Genomic DNA, 23084 nt, shown 5'->3' on the forward strand with positions numbered 1-23084 from the left:
AGTCGTCATGATCACCACCGTTCCCGAACGTCCCGTCCACGCCGAGGGCGTCCCCCTCGAGTGGTCCGAACCGCTCGTCCCCGGAGAGGTCGTGCTCGACGAGCGCGTCGCGCCCCGCGGGCCCTGGTCGGGCATCGTCCGCGCCGGCGACGTCCTCACGATCGTCGACGTGGGCGGCAACCAGTCCGCCGACTTCCTCGTCTACAACGCCGCCGACACCGACGAGCGCTACAGCGCCGCCGACACGATCGCGTGGCAGCGCAACGTCTACGTCCGCACCGGCACGGTGCTGCGCAGCAACCTCGGCCTTCCGCTCATGACCGTGGTCGGCAACGAGGTCGACCGGCAGGACACGATCGGCGGCGCGTGCTCGAAGGAGTCGAACACCCTCCGCTACGGCCACCACACGCTGTATCAGCACGGGTGCCGGGAGAACTTCCTCGCCGAGGCCGCGCGCTACGGGCTCGGCGCCCGCGACCTCGTGTCGAACCTCAACTGGTTCATGAACGTCCCGGTCGAGGAGGACGGATCGCTCGGCATCGTCGACGGCATGTCCGCACCCGGCAAGCGCGTGGCCCTCCGCGCCGAGCGCGACGTGCTCGTGATCGTGTCGAACTGCCCGCAGATGAACAACCCGTGCAACGACTTCAGCTGCACGCCCCTGCGGATGGTGGTGACGCGCCCGTGACCTCCTTCGACACCCTCCTCGTCGCCAACCGCGGCGAGATCGCCCGCCGCATCCTGCGCTCCGCGCGCGAGCGGGGCCTCCGCACCGTCGCGGTGTTCTCCGACGCCGACCGCGCCGCGCCCCACGTCCGCGAGGCCGACGAGGCCGTGCGCCTCGGCCCCGCCCCCGCCGCCGAGTCGTACCTCCGCATCGACGCGATCCTCGACGCCGCCCGCGCCACCGGTGCGGGGGCGATCCACCCCGGGTACGGGTTCCTCGCCGAGAACGCCGACGCGGCGCGCGCCGTCGAGGCGGCGGGGCTCGCGTGGGTCGGTCCGACGCCCGAGCAGCTCGAGGCCTTCGGTCTGAAGCACCGCGCGCGGGCGCTCGCCGAGGCCGCGGGCGTGCCGCTCCTCCCCGGCACCGGCGTGCTCGAGTCCCTCGACGAGGCCGAGGCCGCGGCATCCGTCATCGGATACCCCGTGATGCTCAAGGCCACCGGCGGCGGTGGCGGGATCGGCATGCGCGTGTGCGCGGATGCCACCGAGCTCCGCGCCGCGTACGACGCGGTCGTCCGCCAGGCGGCGGCGAGCTTCGGGACGCCCGGGGTGTTCCTCGAGAAGTTCGTGCGCCCCGCCCGCCACGTCGAGGTGCAGCTCTTCGGCGACGGTGCCGGACGCGTCGCCGTCCTCGGCGACCGCGACTGCTCGCTCCAGCGCCGTAACCAGAAGGTCGTCGAGGAGGCGCCGGCGCCCGGACTCCCGCAAGAAGTCCGCGCGGAACTCCACCGCACCGCGGCGGCGCTGGCATCCGGCATCCGCTACCGGTCCGCCGGGACGGCCGAGTTCGTCTACGACCCGATCGCCGAGCGCGCGTACTTCCTCGAGGTCAACGCGCGCCTGCAGGTCGAGCACCCCGTCACCGAGGCGGTGTTCGGCGTCGACCTCGTCGGCCTGATGCTCGATCTCGCCGGCGGCGGCCCCGAGGCCGTCCCTGACATGCTGTTCGCCGAAGCCCGCGAACCCCGCGGGCACGCCGTCGAGGCCCGCATCTACGCCGAGGACCCCGACCGCGGCAACACCCCCTCCACCGGACTCGTCACCGCCGTGCGGTTGCCCGAGGGCGATGGCATCCGGGTCGACGCGTGGGTCGAGGCCGGCAGCGAGGTCTCGCCGTTCTACGACCCGCTGCTGGGCAAGGTCATCGCGCACGGCGCCGATCGCGACCAGGCGCTCGACCGGCTCTCGGCCGCGCTCGCCGACACGCGCATCGACGGCATCGTCACCGGCGCGGGCATGATCCGCGAGGTCGTGAACGACCCGCGCGTCCGCGCCGTCGCGCACGACACCGGCACCCTCGACGACGCGCGCGACCCCGACCCCCGCATCGACGTCGTGGATGCCGGAATGCTCACGACCGTGCAGGACCTCCCCGGACGCGTGGGGTACTGGCGAATCGGCGTCCCGCCGTCCGGCCCGATGGATGCCGTGTCCTTCCGCGAGGCCAACCTCGCCGCCGGCAACCCCGAGGGTGCGCCGGGACTCGAGATCACCCTCACCGGTCCGACCCTGCGCTTCAGCGTCGCGTCGGTCGTCGCGGTCACGGGCGCCCCGGTCGCGGTCGAGGTCGACGGCGTCGCCGCCGCGCAGTGGGAGCCGATCGAGGTTCCCGCGGGCGGCGTCCTGCGCATCGGCACCGCCGAGGGCCCGGGCATGCGCGTGTTCCTCGCCGTGCGCGGCGGGATCGACGTGCCGGCGTACCTCGGCAGCGCCTCGACCTTCACGCTCGGCGGCTTCGGCGGGCACGGAGGCCGCGCGCTCGTGACCGGCGACGTGCTGCGTCCGGGAGTGGCCGCGATCGCCACCCCCGTCCCCACTCCTGTCGAGCGTCGCCCGCACCTCGCGTCGGAGTGGACGATCGCCGTGACCGAGGGCCCGCACGGCGCGCCGGAGTTCTTCACCCGCGCCGACATCGACGCCCTGTACTCCGCGGAGTACCGCGTGCAGGTGAACTCCGCCCGCACCGGCGTGCGGCTCACCGGTCCCAAGCCGACGTGGGCGCGCACCGACGGCGGCGAGGCGGGGCTGCACCCCTCCAACATCCACGACACGCCCTACGCGGTGGGCGCGCTCGACTTCACCGGTGACACCCCCGTGCTCCTCGGCCCCGACGGACCGAGCCTCGGCGGGTTCGTGTGCCCGGTGGTCGTGGCATCCGGTGATCTGTGGAAGCTGGGTCAGCTGCGGCCGGGCGACATCGTACGCTTCGCGCCGGTTCGGGAAGCGGATGCCGCGGCCCTCGACCCCGCTGTCGCCGCGCCCGCGCTCGTCGGTGTCGGCGACGGCGACGACGGCGTGATCGCCGTGCGCGAGGCCGAGGTCGAGGGGGAGCGCGTGCTCCGCCCCCGGACGACGTATCGCCGCGACGGCGACGACAACGTCCTCGTCGAGTTCGGCGACCAGGTGCTCGACCTCGGCCTGCGCATGCGCGTCCACGCGCTGCAGGAGCGTCTGGCACAAGAGGCACCGAAGGGGCTCGTCGACGTCACCCCCGGCATCCGGTCCCTTCAGGTGCACACGGATGCCTCGGTTCTCCGCGCCTCGCAGCTCGTGGGGCTCCTGCGCGAGCTCGATGACGACCTGCCCTCGACCTCGGAGCTCGTCGTGCCCTCGCGCGAGGTGCGCCTGCCGCTGTCGTGGGACGACCCCGCGACCCGGCTGGCGATCGAGCGGTACATGGCGGGTGTCCGCGACGACGCCCCGTGGACGCCGTCGAACATCGAGTTCATCCGCCGCATCAACGGGCTCGACAGCGTGGACGACGTCTACCGCACGGTGTTCGACGCGCAGTACCTCGTGATGGGGCTGGGAGATGTGTACCTCGGCGCGCCCGTCGCGACGCCGCTCGACCCTCGCCACCGCCTCGTCACGACGAAGTACAACCCCGCGCGCACGTGGACGGCCGAGAACTCCGTCGGCATCGGCGGCGCGTACATGTGCATCTACGGCATGGAGGGCCCGGGCGGGTACCAGTTCGTCGGCCGCACCGTCCAGATCTGGAACCGCTTCCGCCGCGGCGGGCTGTTCACCGAGAACCCGTGGGCGCTGCGCTTCTTCGACCGCATCCGCTGGTACCCCGTCTCTCCCGAGGAGCTGCTCGACCTCCGGGCCGACGTGGATGCCGGACGCGGGAGCTTCGAGACCGTCGAGGGTGAGTTCGCCCTGGCGGAGTACGAGCGCTTCCTCGCCGACGAGGCGCCGGGGATCGCGGCGTTCCGCGAGCGCCAACGGCGCGCCTTCGACGAGGAGCGCGACCGGTGGCGGGCCAGCGGCGAGTTCGATCGCGTGCACGACGCCGCCCCGGCCGCAGCCGCCGTCGGTCGAGAACTCCCGCCCGGCACGGTCGGCATCACGGCCCCGTTCGCCGCGTCGGTCTGGCGCGTGGACGCCACCCCCGGAACCCCCGTCGAGAAGGAACAGAGGATGATCGTGCTCGAGGCCATGAAGATGGAGACGGCGCTCGGCGCCCCCGCCGCGGGGACCATCGCCGAAGTGTTCGTCCGCCCCGGCGAGACCGTCGCCGCGGGCCAGCTGCTCGCCGCCGTCGAGGTGTCCGCGTGAGCGCCGTCGACCGGGTCCGCGCCGCGTACGCCCGGCTCCGCGAGGTCGATCGCCCCGAGGTGTGGATCACCCTCCGGGAGGAAGAGGATGCCGTCGCCGAGGCCGCCGAGGTCGATCTCGGGGTCGCAGCGGGCGAGCGTCTGCCTCTGGCTGGTCTGGTCGCCGCGGTCAAGGACAACATCGACGTCGAGGGGATGCCGACCACCGCCGGCAGCCGCGCCTACGCGTACACGCCGGAGCGGGACGCCCCCTCCGTGGCGCGCCTGCGTGCCGCGGGGGCCGTGGTGATCGGCAAGACCAACCTCGACCAGTTCGCGACGGGGCTCGTGGGCACGCGCAGTCCCTTCGGCGCCGTGCGCAACGCCTGGGATCCGACCCACATCTCGGGGGGCTCCAGCTCGGGCTCGGCCGTGGCCACGGCCCTCGGCATCGTCGATCTCGCCCTCGGAACCGACACGGCGGGGTCCGGCCGCGTGCCCGCCGCGCTGAACGGCATCGTCGGCGTCAAGCCCACGGTGGGTCTCGTCCCCGCGACCGGTGTCGTTCCCGCCTGCCGCACGCTCGACTGCGTGACGGTGTTCGCGCGCGATCTCTTCACCGCTCGCACAGCGGTCGAGCTCATGTCCGGTCCCGACGGGGTGGACCCCCTCGCTCGCCCTGACCGACCGGCACACCCGCTCGACGCCCGTCCCCGCGTGGCCGTCCCGACGCCCGAGCACCTCGAGGGCCTCGCCGACGGGTGGGCGGAGGCTTTCGGCGCTGTCGTGGCCTCGCTCGCCGCCTCGGGCGTCGAGATCGTCGAGGTCGACATCGCTCCCCTCCTCGAGGCGGCCTCGCTGTTGTACGGAGGCGCGTTCGTCGCCGAGCGCACGGCGGCCGTGGGCGATTTCATCGCGGCGCACCCCGAGCTCGTCGGTACCGACCTCGATCCCACGGTCGCGGCGATCGTCCTCGGCGGTGCCGAGGCGCGGGCTGCGGACTACTTCCGCGACCGTGAACGTCTCGACCGCCTGGGGGCGGAGGGTCTGCACCGACTCGACGGGACCGTGGCGCTGCTCACGCCGACGACCACGTGGCATCCGACCCTCGACGAGGTCGCGGCCGATCCGGTCGGAGCCAACAGTCGTATGGGCCGGTACACGAACTTCGCGAATCTGCTGGACCGCAGCGCCCTCGCCGTCCCCGCCGGGGTCGTTGGCGGCCGCGCGTTCGGCGTCATGCTGACGGGCGCGCCGTTCGCCGACCGCACGCTCGCGCAGCTCGCCGAGCGCATCCAGGCGCCGGCCGTCGAGCTTCTGGTCGTCGGGGCGCACCTGCGCGGTCAGCCGCTGAACCACCAGCTCGTCGCCGCGGGTGGAACGTTCGTCGCCGAGGTCGAGACGGCCGCGCAGTACCGGCTCTACGCCCTCGACACGGTCCCGCCCAAGCCCGGCCTCGCCCGCGTGACCGACGGCGGCGCCGCGATCGCGGGGGAGGTGTGGCGGCTCCCGGCCGCGGGGTTCGGCCGCTTCGTCGCGGACCTGCCCGCGCCCATGGGGATCGGTTCCGCCGTCCTCGCGGACGGGTCGAGCGTCGCCGGATTCCTGTGCGAGGCCGTCGCGCTGGAAGGTGCGACGGACATTACGACGTACGGCGGGTGGCGCGCATTCCGGGCGGCGACGGCGTGAGCTCGACGGTCGTCGATCACGCCGATCTGCCGCCCCTGCGCCTGAGCGGGCGGCCGCGACGCCTGGTCCCCATGGTCGTGGCGTACGAGCCGATCCCCGAGGCCGTCTCCCTGGAGGGCGGCAGCACCTTCCGGTTCCTCATGGAGCCGGTGACGGCGGTGGCGGTCGTGTTCGACGAGGGGTGGGTGATCGTCGACGGCGGGTTCGACCCGGCGCGCATCCGCGACCGCGCCACGCGCACGGCATCCTTCGACTACGAGAACTACACGCCGATCGTCCCGCCCGGCGATCCGCTGGTCGATCAGATCGCCGAGGCCGGGCTCGAGCTCGCCGACCTCGCGGCGGCGCTGCTCACGCACTCGCACTTCGACCACACCGGTGCCGCCCGCCTGCTCACGCCCGACCAGCCGCTGCTGCTGCAGCGCCGGGAGTGGCAGCACGTTCGCGAGACGACCGATGCGCGCGGGAACTTCCTCTTCCGCGCCGACCTCGACCGCGACGGCCTCACGCTCGGCCTGCTCGACGGCGACACGCCGCTGGCCGCGGGTCTCACCGCGATCGATACGTCCGGCCACACCCCGGGGCACCAGTCGTTCGTCGTCGAACTGCCCGAGCGCACGGTCGTCCTGGCCGGAGACGCCGCGGACCTGCTCGACAACATCGAGCGCGAGGTCCGCTGCGGTTCGACGGTGGGCGCCGACGGTCCTGCCGCCGCCGACCGCGCGATCTCGCGCCTGGCATCCCTCCATCGCGCCCCGTCGTCCGAGGTCTGGCCCGCCCACGACCCCGGCTTCCCCGTCTGGACGGGCGTGATCGCCTCCCGCTGAGGCCCGCGCGAATGGCGGTGCCGGGGGAGGATGCGAAACGCCCCCTGGGATGCCGGAGGGGAGGGCGATCTGGTGTGACACGCGGACGGAGACGTGGCATCCTGCCCGCCGACCCGAAACACGATCGATACACACGGGCAATGGGCAGCGGCCGGGGAGACCTGTACGGTCGGGGGAACAGCAAGCGGAGCGCGGCACGACGAAGTGACAGCGCCGTCGGGCTCCTCCTTTCCTCCCCCCGGAAGGTCACAACAAAAAATGCAAGGAAATCTCCGTACCCGCGTGCTCGCGGGAGGTGCGATCATCGCCGTCGGCGCTCTCGCCCTCTCGGGTTGCACGAGCCAACGTGACGACAACGGCGGTGGTAACGCCGGCGGCGACGTCGACTCCACTTTCGTCTTCGGCGCGTCGGGCGATCCGTCGAGCCTCGACCCCGCCTTCGCGAGCGACGGTGAGTCGTTCCGCATCTCGCGACAGATCTTCGAGGGACTCGTCGGTGTCGAGCCCGGCACGGCCGACCCCGCGCCCATGCTCGCCGAGAGCTGGACGCAGTCCGACGACGGCCTGTCGTACACGTTCCAGCTCAAAGAGGGCGTGAAGTTCCACGACGACACCGACTTCAATGCCGACGCGGTCTGCTTCAACTTCGACCGGCAGAACAACTTCACCGGCATCGCACAGTCCGAGAGCCTGTCCTACTACTGGGGCAAGATCATGCGCGGTTACTCCGACACGGGCACCTCGATCTACGGCGGCTGCGAAGCGGCCAGCCCCACCGAGGTGACGATCACGCTGACCGAGCCGTTCGCCGGCTTCATCCCGGCGCTCTCGCTCCCCGCCTTCGCGATCCAGAGCCCCACCGCCCTCCAGGAGTACAAGGCCGACGAGGTCGGCGGCACGTCCGAGGCCCCCACGCTGAGCGAGTACGCGCAGGCGCATCCGACCGGTACCGGCCCCTTCAAATTCGACTCGTGGGAGCCCGGCGCGGAAGCGACCGTCACCGCGTTCGACGGCTACTGGGGCGAGCAGGGCCAGGTGCAGCAGGTCATCTTCCGCGTCATCGGCGACACGACCGCTCGTCGTCAGGCCCTCGAGTCCGGCTCGATCGACGGCTACGACCTCGTCGCCCCGGCCGACCTCGGTGCGCTCGAGAGCGCGGGCTACATGCTCACCAACCGCGACCCGTTCAACATCCTCTACCTCGGGATGAACCAGGCCGACCCCGCGCTCGCCGACATCCGCGTGCGTCAGGCGATCGCCCACGCCATCGACAAGCAGCAGCTGGTGACCCAGGTGCTGCCCGAGGGCACGACCGTGGCATCCCAGTTCATGCCCGACAGCGTCATCGGCTTCAACTCCGGCGTCACGACGTACGACTTCGACCAGGATGCCGCCAAGGCACTCCTCGCCGAGGCCGGCTTCACCGAGGCCAACCCGTTGACCCTGACCTTCAACTACCCGGTCAACATCTCGCGTCCGTACATGCCGAACCCCGAGCAGATCTTCACCAACCTGCAGTCGCAGCTGCAGGCGGTGGGCATCGTGCTCAACCCGGTGTCGAACGAGTGGGGCGAGTACCTCGACCTCATCCAGGGCGGCAGCGAGCACGGCATCCACCTGCTCGGCTGGACCGGCGACTACAACGACCCCGACAACTTCGTGGGCACGTTCTTCGGCGGCACCTCCAACGAGTGGGGCTTCGACAACGCCGAGCTCTTCTCGGCGCTCACCTCGGCCCGCGGCATCGCGACCGAGGCCGAGCAGGATCCCGCCTACCAGGCGGTGAACGAGCAGATCGCGACGTTCCTGCCCGGTGTTCCGCTCGCGAACCCGGTGCCGACGCTCGCCTTCGCGAAGCGCGTGAAGTCGTACCCGGCCAGCCCCGTGCAGGACGAGGTCTACAACGAGATCGAACTCACCGAGTGATCCGGATGCCGTGGGCTCCCCACCCTCATGGGTGGCGGGGCCCACGGCTCACGGGTGCCGCTGCCCCCGCGCCGTCTCGGACGGCCGGGCCGGCGGCATCCGCGTCCCCCCGCTCCCGACACCCTGTGAGAATCCGTGCTCCGCACCATCGGCAGACGCCTGCTCCTGCTCATCCCGACCCTGTTCGGCCTCTCGATCCTGCTCTTCGCCTGGGTCCGCGCGCTCCCCGGCGGCCCGGCCGTCGCCCTTCTCGGTGAGCGCGCGACCCCCGAGGCCGTCGAGCGCATCAACGAGCTCTACGGCTTCAACGAGCCCCTGTACGTGCAGTACTTCACCTGGCTCGGTCGCCTGCTCACGGGCGACTTCGGCTCCTCGATCCAGACGGGGAGGCCGGTGCTCGAGGAGTTCGTCCGCCGGTTCCCCGCGACCCTCGAGCTCTCGATCGCCGCGCTCATCGTGGCGGTGGGCATCGGCATCCCGCTCGGATACTGGGCCGCCCGTCGCCACGGCAAGATCTGGGACCACACCGCGGTCGTGCTCAGCCTCATCGGCATCACGATCCCGGTGTTCTTCCTGGCGTTCATCCTCAAGTACGTCTTCGCCGTGCAGCTGGGGTGGCTCCCGTCGGACGGCCGTCAGAACCCGCGCATCGACGCGACGCACTACACGAACCTGTACGTGTTCGACGGCCTCATCACGGGCGAGTTCGACGCGTCGTGGGATGCTATCCTCCACCTGATCCTGCCCGCGATCGCGCTCGGCACCATCCCGCTCGCGATCATCGTGCGCATCACGCGCGCGTCGGTGCTCGAGGTGCAGAATGCCGACTACGTCCGCACGGGCCGCGCCAAGGGCATCGGCACCGGGACGCTGCGCAACCGCTTCATCCTGCGCAACGCGATGCTCCCCGTCATCACGACGGTCGGTCTGCAGGCGGGGCTCCTCATCTCGGGAGCGGTGCTCACCGAGACGGTCTTCGCCTTCCCCGGCATCGGACAGTTCCTCGCGCGGGCGATCTTCACGCGCGACTTCCCCGTGCTGCAGGGCTTCATCATCTTCATCGCGATCGCGTACGCGCTCATCAACCTGCTGGTCGACCTGTCGTACAGCGTCATCGACCCGAGAGTGAGAGTCCAGTGAGCTCTTCGATCCTCCCTCCCGCCCCCAGCGGCGGCCCCGTCGACGACAACGCGGTGGTGGATGCGCAGCTGCTCGCCGCCCAAGCGCGCGGCGGGTTCTGGCACGACGTCTTCCAGCGGATCCGCCGCAGCCCGGTCGCCTGGATCGGCGCGATCATCGTGCTGGCGTTCCTCCTCGTCGCCGCCCTCGCACCTCTCCTCGCCCCGTACCCGGCCGAGTCGCTGCCCGGTCAGCGCTTCATCACGCCGACCGACATCCCCGGCCCGGGTGAGATGGCCGAGTTCCCCCTCGGCCTGGATCGCTTCGGCGGCGACGTGCTGTCCAAGCTCATCTGGGGCGCCCAGGCGTCTCTGCAGATCGGCGTGATCTCCACGGCCCTCGGCCTCCTCGGCGGAATGGCCCTCGGTCTTCTCGCGGGGATGTTCGGCGGCTGGGTCGACGCGCTCGTGATGCGCTTTGTCGACATCCTCCTGTCGGTGCCGAACCTGCTGCTCGCCGTCTCGATCGCCGCGATCCTCGGCCAGAGCCAGCTCGCGATCATGATCGCCATCGGCGCCTCGCAGGTGCCCGTGTTCGCCCGGCTCCTGAGGGCGTCGATGCTGCAGCAACGTGGCGCCGACTACGTGCTCTCGGCGCAGACGCTCGGCCTCAGCCGCCGGACCATCACGATGACGCACGTGCTCCCCAACAGCGTCGGCCCGGTCATCGTGCAGGGCACCCTGACGCTCGCGACCGCCGTGATCGACGCCGCCGCGCTGTCGTTCCTGGGCCTCGGCGGCGGGCTCCCGCAGACCGCGGAGTGGGGCCGCATGCTCACCTACGCGCAGGCGGAGCTCGCGATCGCGCCGTGGCTGGCGTTCCTCCCCGGTATCTGCATCGCCGTGACGGCCCTGGGCTTCACGCTCCTCGGCGAGTCCCTGCGTGAGGCGATGGACCCGCGCACCCGCGCGCGGTAGCGCGTCGCCCGGCGGTTCCGGCCCCGGCTCGCTCGCGCGGGTCGGGGCCGCGGCCCCGGCGCCCCGGCATCCATGTCCCACTTATTGCGGGTTGACGCCTGCGGGCCCAGCCATTTGTGGGACATGCACCGCCATAAGTGGGACATGCACTCCCTCCGGCCAAGATGCACACCACCCCCAGCAGCGCGCTACCCCCAGCTGCGCGCTTCCGGCGTGCATGCTTGCGCCGGCTCGACGGCATCCGTGTCCCACTTATGGCCGGTTGGCGCCCGCCGAGCCAGCCTTCTTTGGGACATGCACCGCCATAAGTGGGACAAGGTTCGTGAGCAGAGCCGCCTCCCCCGGAACGCCGACCTCAGCCGGCCAGCCCCAGCTCATTCCCCGGGATCGACGACAGCAGCCGCCGCGTGTACGGATCGCGCGGGTTCGTGAAGACCTCTTCACTGGATGCCGCCTCCACGAGGCGCCCGTCCTTCATGACGCACACGTAGTCGCTGATGAGCCGCACCACCGCGAGGTCGTGCGAGATGAAGAGGTAGCTCAGGCCGTACTCGCGCTGCAGGTCGCCGAGCAGCTCGAGGATCTGGGCCTGCACGAGCACGTCGAGCGCCGACACCGGCTCGTCGCACACGATCAGCTCGGGCGACAGCGCGAGGGCGCGAGCGATCGCGACGCGCTGCCGCTGCCCGCCCGACAGCTCCGAGGGATAGCGGCGGAGCATGGATGCCGGCAGAGCCACATCATCCATCAACTGACGCACGCGCTTCGAACGGTCGGCCTTCGACCCGCGCTTGTAGAAGGAGAGGGGTTCCTCCACGATCCGCTCGATCGTGAACATGGGGTTCAGGCTCGAGTACGGGTCCTGGAAGATCGGCTGGACCTTCTGGCGGAACTGCCGCAGGGCGTCGCCTTTCAACGTCGACACATCCTGACCGTCGAAGCGGATCGAGCCGCTCGTGGGCTCGACGACCTTCAGCAGCATGCGGGCGGTGGTCGTCTTGCCCGATCCCGATTCGCCGACGATCGCGACGGTCTGGCCGCGCGGAATCGACAGCGAGACGTCGTCGACCGCGCGGAAGTCTTCACCGCGGCCGCGGACGGGGTACACCTTCGTCAGGTTCTCGATCTCGACGATGTTCTCGCGTGCCGGTGCCACCGCCCGGTCGCCGCGGAAGTCCTCGGGCCGCAGCCGCACCGCCGCGACCGACGGGGCCGCCGCCACGAGCGAGGTCGTATAGGGGTGCTGGGGGTTCTCCAGGATCTGCTTCGCCGGTCCCTGCTCGACCACGCGACCGCGGTGCATCACGACGACGCGCGACGCGCGTTCGGCTGCGAGCCCCAGGTCGTGCGTGATCAGCAGCACGGCCGCCCCGAGCTCGTCCGTCTGCTTGTCGATCTGGTCGAGGATCGTCTGCTGCACGGTCACGTCGAGGGCGCTGGTCGGCTCGTCGGCGATGAGCAGGCGCGGTCGGCACGCGAGCCCGATCGCGATGAGCGCGCGTTGGCGCATCCCGCCCGAGAACTCGTGCGGATACTGCGTCGCCCGTTTCTCGGCGTCCGGGAGGCCGGCGGCCTCGAGCGCTTCGACGACTCTGCCCTTCACGCTCGAACGGTCGGCCAGCCCGTGCGCGAGCAGTGTCTCCGCCACCTGCGTCCCGATCTTCGCGACGGGGTTGAGGTTCGACATCGGGTCCTGCGGCACGAGGCCGATCTGCCGACCGCGTACCTGGCGCATGCGGGCTTCGCCGAAGGTCGTGAGGTCTTCGCCGTCGAGCAGGATCTGCCCGCGCGCGACGCGGCCACCGGATGCCAACAGGCCGATGATCGCCATGGCGGTCGTCGATTTGCCGGAGCCGGACTCGCCGACGATCGCGATGGTCTCACCCGCGTGGATGTCGAGATTCACCCCATCGACGGCCCGCACGGGACCGTCCATGGTGGCGAAGTCGACCGCGAGATCACGGACCGAGAGCAGGGGCTGGGGGGATGCCGGAGCGGGGGGACCGGCGACATCGGAGGTCATTGGTCCATCCTCGCCCGCCCCGCCGCTTCTGCCCACCCCCGGGCGCACATCGTCACGCGGCCGTAACGCGCCCGGCCGCATCGCGCGCCGCCCCCGAGCCCCGACGCGGACCCGCGGCGCTACCGTGGCACCATGCGCGTGGACCTCAACGCCGATCTCGGCGAGACCGTCGACGGGATGCCGACCGCCGACGACGAAGCGATGTTCGCCGTCATCTCGAGTGCCAACGTCGCCTGCGGCGGCCACGCCGGCGATGCGGTCTCGATGCGCGCGGCGGTCGATCGCGCCGCGCGTTTCGGTGTGGCCGTCGGCGCGCATCCGTCCTACGACGACCGCGAGCATTTCGGCCGCGTGCCCCGCGACCCCGATCCGGCCGACCTCCGCGCGAGCGTCGCCGCGCAGCTCGACGCGCTCGTCTCCGCCGGAGCCGACCTGCGCTACGTCAAGCCCCACGGTGCGCTGTACCACGCGGTGTCGGCCGACCCCGCTCAGGCCGCGGCGGTCGTCGCCGCCGTCGCCGACCACGCCGCGCGTCTCGGCCGACCCCTGCCCGTGCTGGGCCTGCCCGGTGCGGTCGTCGAGGCGGCGGCATCCGCGGGTCTGCCGTTCGTGCACGAGGCGTTCCTCGACCGCGGCTACACGGCCGCCGGGGGCCTGGTCCCCCGCGGTGCACCCGGGGCGCTGATCGACGATCCCGCCCGCGTCGCCGAGCGGGCGCTGCGCCTCGTGCGCGACGGCGAGGTCGAGACGGTCGACGGCGATCGCCTCACCGTCGTGGCCGCCTCGCTCTGTCTGCACGGCGACACCCCCTCGGCCGTCGCGATGGCCCGCGCCGTCCGTGCCGCGCTGGACGCCGCGGGCGTCGAGGTGCGCGCCCCGTGGTGACGCTGCGGCCGATGGGGGAGCGCGCCGTCCTGGCCGAGGTCGACGACCTTCACGACGTGCTCGCGCTCCACGCCGCGCTCGCCGCCGATCCACCGCCCGGCGTCGACGATCTGGTCCCCGCGGCCCGCACCGTCCTGGTCGCCTTCGACCCCCGGCGCATCTCGCACGATGCCGTCTGCGCCTGGATCCACGCCGCTTCTCGGACGACTCCGGATGCCACCCCCTCCGGCCCCCTCGTCGAGGTTCCGCTGCGCTACGACGGTGCCGATCTCACCTCCACCGCCGCCTCGCTCGGCATCCGGGTCGACGAGCTCATCACCCGACACTCCGCCGCCCCGTGGACGGTGGCGTTCACCGGCTTCGCCCCTGGCTTCGCCTACCTCGTGAGCGACGACTGGCCCTTCGACGTGCCGCGGCTCACCCAGCCCCGCACCCGTGTGCCGGCGGGCGCGGTGGGTCTGGCCGGCGGCTTCAGTGGGGCGTACCCGCGCGAGACGCCGGGCGGCTGGCGCCTCATCGGGACGACCGACGCCGTGCTCTTCGATCCGGATGCCGCCGACCCGGTGCTGCTTCCCCCGCGCGCCCGCGTGTGCTTCGTGCCCGAGCGCTCGCGTGTCGCCGCCGCGCCTCCGGCTCCTCCCGCCGCGCCTGATCCGGTGACGAGCGGAGGAGCGGGGACGAGCGGAGGAGCCGGTGCCGGGGTTTCATCCTCCGTTCGTCCCCCGTCCTCCCTCCATCCCGCGTCGGCCGCTCCCGGCCTCCGCGTGCTCGACCCCGGCGGCTTCACCACGGTCCAGGACCTCGGACGTCCGCACCTCGCCGCCCTCGGGGTCGCGCGATCGGGGGCTCTCGATCGCGCAGCGCTCCACATCGCGAACCGCCTGGTCGGCAACGACGAGGCCGACGCGGGCCTGGAGATCGCGCTCGGCGGCTTCCGTGCGCGGGCCGAGTCCGACGTCTGGGTGTGCGTGACCGGCGCCCTCACCGACCTGCACGTCGACGGACGGGCGCGCGACCTCTACGCACCCGTCCGGGTCCCCGCGGGTGCCGAGCTCTCGATCGCGCCCGCCCGTGTCGGCCTGCGCTCGTACCTCGCGCTGCGCGGCGGGATCCTCGCGCCCCTCGCCCTCGGCTCGCGCGCGAGCGATGTGCTCGCCGGTCTCGGACCCGCCCCCGTGCGCGCCGGGGATGTCCTGGATGCCGGGGCCCCGGCATCCGCGATCCGCGTTCTCGATTCCTTCCCCTGGTCCGTGCCGCCGGGGCTGATCGAGGTGGGAATCGCCGCGGGACCCCGCGCGGACTGGTTCGCCCCGGGGGCGCAAGAAACGCTCGTCGATACGGAGTGGGAGGTATCGACGCACGCGGATCGGGTCGGCATCCGCCTCAACGGACCCGAGCTCGAGCGCCTCCGTCCCGGTGAACTGCCGAGCGAGGGCATGCGCCCGGGGGCGATCCAGGTTCCACCGCACGGGCGCCCGGTCGTGCTTCTCGCCGACGGTCCGGTCACCGGGGGATACCCCGTGATCGCCGTGGTGACGGATGCCACGCTCGACGCGCTCGCGCAGGCGAGGCCCGGCGATCGCGTGCGGTTCCGGCGCGTCTGACGCGGTCGCGGAGGGGAATGCCCGACGGGCGCACGCGGTTATACCGCAGGTCCGCAAACGCGTCAAGAATTCGACTGGACACGGCGAGTCCTCCCGCGTATGCTTGGACTTTGCGCTCCTCGATTCCCCCTGCCCTCATATGGTGGTCGGCTGAGCCTGTCCGTCCCCGCTTCACCGCGGTGTGTGGCGAGCAGGTTATCGGGGCAGGAACGCACTCCACCTGACGACAAGGAATCACGAGCCCCTCGCCCGGGCTTCTGGAGGTTATTCCCTTGGCTGCTGCGAGCAACGCATCCACCACCACCCCGAAGAGCGGACGCGGCGCATCTCGCCTCTCGTTCGCGAAGATCTCCGACAAGCTGACCGTTCCCGATCTGCTCGCGCTGCAGACCGAGTCGTTCGATTGGCTCGTCGGTAACGACGCATGGAAGGCCCGCGTCGCCGAGGCGCAGGCCGAAGGCCGCACCGACGTGCCCGAGATCAGCGGTCTGGAGGAGATCTTCGAAGAGATCTCGCCGATCGAAGACCTCAGCGAGACGATGCAGCTCTCGTTCACCAACCCCTACCTCGAGCCCGAGAAGTACTCGATCGAAGAGTGCAAGGAGCGCGGCAAGACCTACGCCGCCCCGCTGTACGTCGAGGCCGAGTTCATGAACCACCAGACCGGTGAGATCAAGACGCAGACGGTCTTCATGGGCGACTTCCCGCTCCAGACCGACAAGGGCACGTTCATCATCAACGGCACCGAGCGTGTCGTGGTGTCGCAGCTCGTGCGCTCGCCCGGTGTCTACTTCGACAAGACCCCCGACAAGACGTCCGACAAGGACATCGTGTCGGCGCGCGTCATCCCCTCGCGCGGTGCCTGGCTCGAGTTCGAGATCGACAAGCGCGACCAGGTCGGCGTCCGCATCGACCGTAAGCGCAAGCAGTCGGTCACCGTCTTCCTCAAGGCCCTCGGTCTGACCAGCGAAGACATCCTCGCCGAGTTCTCCGGCTTCGACTCCATCGAAGAGACGCTGTCCAAGGACACGATCCTCACGAAGGAAGACGCCCTCCGCGACATCTACCGCAAGCTCCGTCCGGGCGAGCAGGTGGCCGCCGAGGCTGCGCGCGCGCTCCTCGACAACTTCTACTTCAACGCCAAGCGCTACGACCTGGCCAAGGTGGGTCGCTACAAGATCAACCAGAAGCTCGGCCTCGACAAGCCGCTCAGCGACTCGGTGCTGACCGTCGACGACATCGTCGCGACGATCAAGTACCTCGTCCGCCTGCACCGCGGCGACGTGTCGTTCGACGGCGTGCGCGGCGGCAAGCCCGCCGAGATCCGTCTCGACACCGACGACATCGACAACTTCGGCAACCGTCGTATCCGCGCCGTCGGCGAGCTCATCCAGAACCAGGTCCGCACCGGTCTGTCGCGCATGGAGCGCGTCGTCCGCGAGCGCATGACCACGCAGGACATCGAGGCGATCACGCCGCAGACCCTGATCAACGTGCGCCCCGTCGTCGCCGCGATCAAGGAGTTCTTCGGAACCTCGCAGCTGTCGCAGTTCATGGACCAGAACAACCCGCTCGCGGGTCTGACCCACAAGCGTCGCCTGTCGGCGCTGGGTCCCGGCGGTCTGTCGCGTGAGCGCGCCGGCGTCGAGGTCCGTGACGTCCACCCCTCGCACTACGGCCGCATGTGCCCGATCGAGACGCCTGAAGGCCCGAACATCGGCCTGATCGGTTCGCTCGCCTCGTTCGCCCGCATCAACGCGTTCGGCTTCATCGAGACGCCGTACCGCCGCGTCGTCGACGGTCGCGTGACCGACACGATCGACTACCTCACGGCCAGCGAAGAGAGCGACCACATCGTCGCCCAGGCCGGTGTCGCCCTCAAGGCCGACGGCCACTTCGTGGAGGACCGCATCCTGGCCCGTCGTGGTCAGGGTGGCGAGGTCGACCTCTTCCCGGTGGAGGAGATCGGCTACATGGACGTCTCGCCGCGCCAGATGGTGTCGGTGGCGACCTCGCTCATCCCCTTCCTCGAGCACGACGACGCCAACCGCGCCCTCATGGGTGCGAACATGCAGCGCCAGGCCGTGCCGCTCGTGCGCAGCGAGTCGCCCGTGGTCGGTACCGGTATGGAGGGCTTCGCCGCGATCGACGCCGGTGACGTCGTGACCGCCGAGAAGTCCGGTGTGGTCCTCGAGGTCTCGGCCGACGTCGTGACCGTGCAGCTCGACGAGGGCGGCACGCAGGACTACTTCCTCCGCAAGTTCGACCGCTCCAACCAGGGCACGTCGTACAACCAGCGTGTGGTCGTCTCCGCCGGCGAGCGTGTCGAGGCCGGCGAGGTAATCGCCGACGGCCCCGCCACCGAGAACGGCGAGCTCGCCCTCGGTAAGAACCTCCTCGTGGCGTTCATGACGTGGGAGGGGCACAACTTCGAAGACGCGATCATCCTGAGCCAGGACCTGGTGAAGGACGACACGCTCTCCTCGATCCACATCGAGGAGTACGAGGTCGACGCCCGCGACACGAAGCTCGGCAAGGAAGAGATCACGCGTGATCTCCCCAACGTCAGCCCCGACCTGCTGAAGGACCTCGACGAGCGCGGCATCGTCCGCATCGGTGCCGAGGTGCGCCCCGGCGACATCCTCGTCGGCAAGGTCACGCCCAAGGGTGAGACCGAGCTCAGCGCCGAAGAGCGTCTGCTCCGCGCGATCTTCAACGAGAAGAGCCGCGAAGTCCGTGACACCTCGCTGAAGGTGCCCCACGGTGAGCAGGGCACGATCATCGCCGTCAAGGAGTTCAACGCCGAAGACGGAGACGACGAGCTCGGCTCGGGTGTCAACCGCCGCGTCGTGGTCTACATCGCCCAGAAGCGCAAGATCACCGAGGGCGACAAGCTCGCCGGCCGCCACGGCAACAAGGGTGTCATCGCCAAGATCCTTCCGATCGAGGACATGCCCTTCCTCGCCGACGGCACCCCCGTCGACGTCGTGCTGAACCCGCTCGGTATCCCCGGTCGAATGAACTTCGGTCAGGTCCTGGAGCTCCACCTCGGCTGGATCGCCCAGCAGGGGTGGAAGGTCGAGGGCACGCCCGAGTGGGCGGCGCACCTGCCCGAGCAGGCTCGCGAGGCCGCTCCCGGCACCAAGGTCGCGACCCCGGTGTTCGACGGCGCCTTCGAGGAGGAGATCGCGGGTCTGCTCGACTCCACGATCCCCAACCGCGACGGCCAGCGTCTGATCGACTCGAGCGGGAAGACCATCCTGTTCGACGGTCGCTACGGCGAGCCCTTCCCGGCGCCCATCTCGGTCGGCTACATGTACATCCTGAAGCTGCACCACCTGGTCGACGACAAGATCCACGCGCGTTCGACGGGCCCGTACTCGATGATCACCCAGCAGCCGCTCGGTGGTAAGGCGCAGTTCGGTGGCCAGCGCTTCGGTGAGATGGAAGTGTGGGCCCTCGAGGCCTACGGTGCCGCGTACGCGCTGCAGGAGCTCCTCACGATCAAGTCCGACGACATCCTCGGCCGCGTCAAGGTCTACGAGGCGATCGTCAAGGGCGAGAACATCCAGGAGCCCGGCATCCCCGAGTCGTTCAAGGTCCTCATGAAGGAAATGCAGTCGCTCTGCCTGAACGTCGAGGTCCTCTCGGCCGACGGCACCGCGGTCAACCTCCGTGACACGGATGACGACGCCTTCCGCGCAGCGGAAGAGCTCGGCATCAACATCTCCAGCCGCTTCGAGTCCTCGTCGATCGACGAGATCTGAGCTCCCAGCTCAGCGACCCAGCTCAGATTTCAGAGAATTCCGACACAGGAGAACCAGTGCTCGAATCAACCACTTTCGATCAGATCCGTATCGGTCTGGCCACCGCCGACGACATCCGTCGTTGGTCCTTCGGTGAGGTCAAGAAGCCCGAGACGATCAACTACCGCACGCTGAAGCCCGAGAAGGACGGCCTCTTCGGCGAGCAGATCTTCGGACCCTCCCGCGACTGGGAGTGCGCCTGCGGCAAGTACAAGCGCGTGCGCTTCAAGGGCATCGTCTGCGAGCGCTGCGGCGTCGAGGTCACCAAGTCCTCGGTCCGTCGCGAGCGCATGGGCCACATCGAGCTCGCCGCGCCCGTCACGCACATCTGGTACTTCAAGGGTGTTCCCTCGCGCCTCGGCTACCTGCTCGACATGGCGCCGAAGGACCTCGAGAAGGTCATCTACTTCGCCGCCTACATGGTGATCTCGGTCGACGAGGATGCTCGTCACCGCGACCTCGCCACACAGGAGAACAACATCCGCCTCGAGCTGAAGACGCTCGGCGACCGCCGCGATGCCCGCATCGCCGCTCGCCTGGCCAAGCTCGAGGAGGAGCTCGCCGCCCTCGAGGCGGAGGGCGCCAAGGCGGACCAGAAGAAGAAGGTCAAGGACGCCGCCGAGAAGGACATGACGGCCGCCCGCAAGAACGCGGACGAGCAGATCGCCAAGCTCGAGCGCGTGTGGGAGGACTTCCGCACGCTCGAGGTCGGCGCCCTCAAGCCCGAGGACGACGTCTTCCACGAGCTGCAGGACCGCTTCGGTCAGTACTTCGAGGCCCACATGGGTGCGGAGTCGATCAAGCGTCGCCTCGAGACCTTCGACCTGCAGGCCGAGGCCGACAGCCTCCACCTGCAGATCTCCGAGGGCAAGGGCCAGCGCAAGATCCGCGCGATCAAGCGCCTGAAGGTCGTCAACTCGTTCCTGCAGACCGGCATGTCGCCGGCCTCTATGGTGCTCGACGTCGTTCCGGTGATCCCGCCGGAGCTGCGCCCGATGGTCCAGCTCGACGGTGGCCGCTTCGCCACCTCCGACCTGAACGACCTCTACCGTCGCGTGATCAACCGCAACAACCGCCTCCGTCGCCTGATCGACCTCGGTGCCCCCGAGATCATCGTCAACAACGAGAAGCGCATGCTGCAGGAGGCCGTCGACGCACTGTTCGACAACGGCCGCCGTGGTCGCCCCGTCACCGGTACCGGTAACCGCGCCCTCAAGTCCCTGAGCGACATGCTCAAGGGAAAGCAGGGTCGTTTCCGCCAGAACCTGCTCGGAAAGCGCGTCGACTACTCGGGTCGTTCGGTCATCATCGTCGGACCCCAGCTGAAGCTGCACCAGTGCGGTCTGCCCAAGCAGATGGCGCTCGAGCTGTTCAAGCCGTTCGTGATCAAGCGCCTGATCGACCTCGGTCACTCGCAGAACATCAAGGCCGCCAAGCGCGCCGTCGAGCGCTACCGTCCCGAGGTCTGGGACGTGCTCGAAGAGATCATCCGCGAGCGTCCCGTGCTGCTGAACCGTGCACCCACCCTGCACCGTCTCGGCATCCAGGCGTTCGAGCCCCAGCTCGTCGAGGGCAAGGCGATCCAGCTGCACCCGCTCGTCTGCGCGGCGTTCAACGCCGACTTCGACGGTGACCAGATGGCCGTTCACCTGCCGCTGTCGGTCGAGGCCCAGGCCGAGGCCCGCGTGCTGATGCTCGCCTCGAACAACATCCTGAAGCCGTCGGACGGCCGCCCGGTGACCCTGCCCTCGCAGGACATGATCATCGGCCTGCACCACCTGACCACCCTCAAGGAGGGGGCGATCGGTGAGGGTCGTGCGTTCGGTTCCGTGGGCGAGGCGATCCTGGCCAAGGACGAGGGCACCCTCGACCTGCAGGCCAAGGCGCGCATCCGCATCCCCGGCCTGACGTTCCTCGAGGGCCAGGCGCCCGAGGGCTACGACAAGCACGGTCTCGTCGACGCCTCGCTCGGCCAGGCGATCTTCAACGCCACGCTCCCCAAGGGCTACCCGTTCGTTCGCGAGCAGGCCGACAAGGGCAAGCTGTCGCAGATCGTGAACAAGCTCGCCGAGGAGTACCCCAAGGTCGAGGTCGCGGCATCGCTCGACCGGATCAAGGACGCCGGCTTCTACTGGGCCACCCGTTCGGGTGTCACGGTGGCGCTGAGCGACATCCTCACCCCGCCGAACAAGGCCGAGATCGTGGGCGGCTACGAGAAGCAGGCCGCGAAGGTCCAGGCGCAGTACGAGAAGGGTCTCACCACCGACGCCGAGCGTCGTCAGGAGCTCATCAAGATCTGGACCGAGGCCACCGACGAGGTCCAGAAGGCGATGCGGGACAACTTCCCGGCCGACAACACCATCAACCGCATGGTCTCGTCGGGCGCCCGTGGTAACTGGCTGCAGATCCGCAACATCGCGGGTATGCGAGGCCTGGTGAACAACCCCAAGGGTGAGATCATCCCGCGTCCGATCATTTCCTCGTACCGCGAGGGTCTGTCGGTCGCCGAGTACTTCATCGCGACGCACGGTGCCCGTAAGGGTCTGGCCGACACGGCCCTCCGTACGGCCGACTCGGGGTACCTGACGCGTCGTCTCGTCGACGTCTCGCAGGACGTCATCATCCGCGAAGAGGACTGCGGCACGTCGAAGGGCCTCGAGCTCCCGATCGCCGCGGCCGACTCGACCGGTGCGCTGGTCAAGGACGCGAACGTCGAGAACTCGGTGTTCGCCCGCACGCTGGCGACGGCTGTCGTCGACGCGCAGGGAACCGTCCTGGCCGAGGCCGGCGACGACGTGGGCGACGTCCTCATCGACAAGCTCGTCGCGGGCGGCATCGAGTCCATCAAGGTCCGCTCCGTGCTGACCTGCGACTCCGCCGTCGGTGTCTGCGCGAAGTGCTACGGCCGTTCGCTCGCCACCGGCAAGATCGTCGACATCGGCGAGGCCGTCGGCATCATCGCGGCCCAGTCGATCGGTGAGCCCGGTACCCAGCTGACGATGCGTACCTTCCACACCGGTGGTTCCGCGTCGGCCGACGACATCACGCAGGGTCTTCCCCGTGTGCAGGAGCTCTTCGAGGCTCGTACCCCCAAGGGTGCCTCGCCGATCGCCGAGGCCGACGGCCGCATCACGATCGACGAGACCGAGAAGGCCAAGAAGGTCATCCTCACGCCCGACAACGGCGACGAGCCCGTGGTCTACCCCGTCCTGAAGCGTGCGACGCTCCTGGTCGAGGATGGTCAGCACGTCACCGTCGGTGAGCCCCTCCAGGTCGGAACGCTCGACCCCAAGGAGGTCATGCGCGTGCAGGGTGCCCGCGAGGTGCAGAAGTACCTCGTGAACGGCGTCCAGGGCGTGTACCGCTCGCAGGGTGTGCCGATCCACGACAAGCACATCGAGGTCATCGTGCGCCAGATGCTGCGCAAGGTCACCGTCGTCGACCACGGCGACACCGACCTGCTCCCGGGTGAGCTCGTCGACTTCAAGCGGTACCAGAACATCAACCGCGAGACGGTCGGCGAGGGCAAGCGCCCCGCGTCGGGTCGTCCCGAGCTGATGGGTATCACGAAGGCGTCGCTCGCGACGGAGTCGTGGCTGTCTGCCGCGTCGTTCCAGGAGACCACCCGCGTCCTGACGCAGGCGGCCATGGAGGGCAAGAGCGACCCGCTCGTCGGCCTGAAGGAGAACGTCATCATCGGAAAGCTCATCCCCGCGGGGACGGGCCTGTCGAAGTACCGCAACGTCACCGTCGAGGCGACGGAAGAGGCCAAGAGCGAGCGGTACCCCAACCGCATCTTCGCCTCGGACGGTGCGTACTCCGACGCCGATCTGAGCTACGTCGACTTCGACAGCTTCACGACGGACGACTTCACGCCCGGTAGCTACAACTAAGGGATCCGTCCCGCACGAAGGCCCTCGGCTCACGCCGGGGGCCTTCGTCGTGTCCGCGGCGTTTCGACCG

At 70.0% G+C, this 23084-nt stretch carries 12 protein-coding genes; 11 read left to right on the forward strand and 1 reads right to left on the reverse strand.

Annotated features, from left to right (window positions below):
• The first annotated feature begins 7 nt into the window (after positions 1–7).
• The 7 genes from ACMW4R_RS06020 (at position 8) to ACMW4R_RS06050 (ending at position 10803) form a co-directional block, all read left to right on the forward strand.
• Positions 8–688, forward strand: a complete 681-nt coding sequence (locus ACMW4R_RS06020) for an urea amidolyase associated protein UAAP2 (protein ID WP_418299425.1) — start codon at positions 8–10, stop codon at positions 686–688.
• Positions 685–4287, forward strand: a complete 3603-nt coding sequence (gene uca, locus ACMW4R_RS06025) for an urea carboxylase (protein ID WP_418299426.1) — start codon at positions 685–687, stop codon at positions 4285–4287. The genes ACMW4R_RS06020 and uca overlap by 4 nt, the downstream gene beginning before the upstream one ends.
• Entirely contained in the window at positions 4284–5954 is a 1671-nt protein-coding gene (locus tag ACMW4R_RS06030; protein ID WP_418299427.1) for an allophanate hydrolase, read from the forward strand. The genes uca and ACMW4R_RS06030 overlap by 4 nt, the downstream gene beginning before the upstream one ends.
• Positions 5951–6781, forward strand: coding sequence for an MBL fold metallo-hydrolase (locus ACMW4R_RS06035; RefSeq protein ID WP_418299428.1), 831 nt, complete (start codon positions 5951–5953; stop codon positions 6779–6781). Before ACMW4R_RS06030 ends, ACMW4R_RS06035 begins: the two co-directional genes overlap by 4 nt.
• 258 nt (positions 6782–7039) lie before the next feature.
• The gene (locus ACMW4R_RS06040) at positions 7040–8707 is read left to right on the forward strand and encodes an ABC transporter substrate-binding protein (protein WP_418299429.1); all 1668 of its coding nucleotides are present in this window, start codon (positions 7040–7042) and stop codon (positions 8705–8707) included.
• Between the two features lie 135 nt (positions 8708–8842).
• Positions 8843–9847: an ABC transporter permease gene (locus ACMW4R_RS06045; protein WP_058596734.1), complete on the forward strand. Its 1005-nt coding sequence runs from the start codon at positions 8843–8845 to the stop codon at positions 9845–9847.
• A complete protein-coding gene (locus ACMW4R_RS06050; protein ID WP_058614107.1) occupies positions 9844–10803 on the forward strand; it encodes an ABC transporter permease in 960 nt (319 codons plus the stop codon). Before ACMW4R_RS06045 ends, ACMW4R_RS06050 begins: the two co-directional genes overlap by 4 nt.
• 355 nt (positions 10804–11158) lie before the next feature.
• Here ACMW4R_RS06050 and ACMW4R_RS06055 read toward each other — a convergent pair whose 3' ends face one another.
• Complete coding sequence (locus ACMW4R_RS06055) at positions 11159–12826, reverse strand: ABC transporter ATP-binding protein (RefSeq protein ID WP_418299430.1); 1668 nt, start codon at positions 12824–12826, stop codon at positions 11159–11161.
• Between the two features lie 132 nt (positions 12827–12958).
• On the opposite strand from ACMW4R_RS06055, the gene ACMW4R_RS06060 reads away from it, so the two are divergent.
• The 4 genes from ACMW4R_RS06060 to rpoC all read left to right on the forward strand — a co-directional run bounded on the left by ACMW4R_RS06060 (position 12959) and on the right by rpoC (position 23014).
• Positions 12959–13711 carry a 5-oxoprolinase subunit PxpA gene (locus tag ACMW4R_RS06060; protein WP_418299431.1) on the forward strand — a complete coding sequence of 251 codons (753 nt, stop codon included), beginning with the start codon at positions 12959–12961 and terminating at the stop codon, positions 13709–13711.
• A gap of 11 nt (positions 13712–13722) precedes the next feature.
• Entirely contained in the window at positions 13723–15315 is a 1593-nt protein-coding gene (locus ACMW4R_RS06065) for a 5-oxoprolinase/urea amidolyase family protein (RefSeq protein ID WP_418299432.1), read from the forward strand.
• 272 nt (positions 15316–15587) lie between these two features.
• Positions 15588–19082, forward strand: a complete 3495-nt coding sequence (gene rpoB / locus ACMW4R_RS06070; protein WP_058596738.1) for a DNA-directed RNA polymerase subunit beta — start codon at positions 15588–15590, stop codon at positions 19080–19082.
• 56 nt (positions 19083–19138) lie between these two features.
• On the forward strand, positions 19139–23014 hold the full coding sequence (rpoC, locus tag ACMW4R_RS06075) for a DNA-directed RNA polymerase subunit beta' (RefSeq protein WP_058596739.1): 3876 nt from the start codon (positions 19139–19141) through the stop codon (positions 23012–23014).
• The last annotated feature ends 70 nt before the right edge of the window (positions 23015–23084 follow it).

This window comes from Microbacterium sp. S1037 (assembly GCF_048381605.1).
Classification (GTDB): domain Bacteria; phylum Actinomycetota; class Actinomycetes; order Actinomycetales; family Microbacteriaceae; genus Microbacterium; species Microbacterium testaceum_B.

Bases quoted from the DNA above. Each gene is read 5' to 3' on its own strand.
- ACMW4R_RS06055 (WP_418299430.1), bottom strand. From the start codon at position 12,826: ATGACCTCCGATGTCGCCGGTCCCCCCGCTCCGGCATCCCCCCAGCCC.
- ACMW4R_RS06060 (WP_418299431.1), top strand. From the start codon at position 12,959: ATGCGCGTGGACCTCAACGCCGATCTCGGCGAGACCGTCGACGGGATG.
- ACMW4R_RS06040 (WP_418299429.1), top strand. From the start codon at position 7,040: ATGCAAGGAAATCTCCGTACCCGCGTGCTCGCGGGAGGTGCGATCATC.
- ACMW4R_RS06020 (WP_418299425.1), top strand. From the start codon at position 8: ATGATCACCACCGTTCCCGAACGTCCCGTCCACGCCGAGGGCGTCCCC.
- ACMW4R_RS06065 (WP_418299432.1), top strand. From the start codon at position 13,723: ATGGGGGAGCGCGCCGTCCTGGCCGAGGTCGACGACCTTCACGACGTG.